Source organism: Virgibacillus salexigens, assembly GCF_014905415.1.
Classification (GTDB): Bacteria; Bacillota; Bacilli; order Bacillales; family Amphibacillaceae; genus Virgibacillus; species Virgibacillus salexigens.
The window spans coordinates 1-308 of record NZ_BNEO01000123.1; the positions used below are offsets into that span (position 1 = coordinate 1).

The following is a 308-nucleotide window of genomic DNA, read 5'->3' on the forward strand; positions in this document are numbered from 1 at the left end:
TTTATGGTGGAACCATTCGTGGTTTAACAACTGCTGCTTCTATATGGACCGTAGCTGGACTAGGTTTAGTAGTCGGAGCAGGAATGTACGCAGCAGCTGTTTTTACAACGTTGGTTATTTTATTGAGTTTAATTTTTCTTAATAACTTTGAGCGATTGTTTAGACGTGGTGGCAGCACGAATTTAATACAAATTGTTACATTACCTGGTTTACATGTAAATGAAGTTGTTGCTGCTTTTGAAAAATTTAATTTAACAATAAAAGAAGTAGAGATCATCAAAATAGAAAATGACTTGCGAAATATATTT

1 protein-coding gene is annotated in these 308 nt (G+C 33.4%); it reads left to right on the forward strand.

All coding sequences use genetic code 11. The features are described 5' to 3' along the window. Nucleotides 1-308 (forward strand): MgtC/SapB family protein (locus tag JKP73_RS22510; protein WP_200412021.1); only part of this gene is annotated, 308 nt, incomplete at both ends.